The sequence below is a fragment of the Halarchaeum acidiphilum MH1-52-1 genome (genome assembly GCF_000474235.1).
In the GTDB taxonomy this organism is placed as follows: Archaea; Halobacteriota; Halobacteria; order Halobacteriales; family Halobacteriaceae; genus Halarchaeum; species Halarchaeum acidiphilum.
This window is the reverse complement of sequence record NZ_BATA01000164.1, coordinates 1-518: the sequence shown is the minus strand read 5'-3', so window position 1 is coordinate 518 and position 518 is coordinate 1. Positions and strand designations below refer to the sequence as shown.

Annotated in this window: 1 pseudogene; it reads right to left on the bottom strand. The window is 62.9% G+C overall.

From position 1 onward, the window contains the following. Nucleotides 1–518 (bottom strand): annotated as a pseudogene (locus tag AOZ13_RS13690) (ATP-binding protein); the annotation flags it as partial.

Genomic DNA, 518 nt, shown 5'->3' with positions numbered 1-518 from the left:
TTCCCGGCGGCGTCCATCGACGTCTGGAACTGTGACTCCTCTTTCGAGAGGTGGCGCGTCAAGGATTCCTCGACAGGCTGGTTCGCCATTGAGACAGGCGGAATCGTCTGCTCGTCCTGCATCCGGCGGACTGCCGTGAAGAGATCATTGAGCCCGAAGACGTCGCTGCCGTACTCGGCGTCGAAGAGCGCCTTGATGAGTTGGCTGAGGATCTCGTTGGCGACGAACGCCCGCTCGTGTTTCTCCTGGCCGAGGATCATCCGGAGGATGTCGTGGAAGTGATCAACCTTGTCCTGGACGGCGTCCTCGCGGTTGCGGCCGGCCTCAAGTGCGGGCCGGATGTCGAAGAAGGAGAACGCGGGGATAGTCTCTGGAACGCGGAAGTGGTAGACGTCCTCGCTGTCGTCGAACTGGGCGTGGTGGCTGCGGAGGTAGTTCTGGCACATCCCGTCGCCCTTCCGGTCGACGATGACGACGGGGCCGTCGGTCGTCTCGCGGAGGGAGAGCGCGTCGTTGAT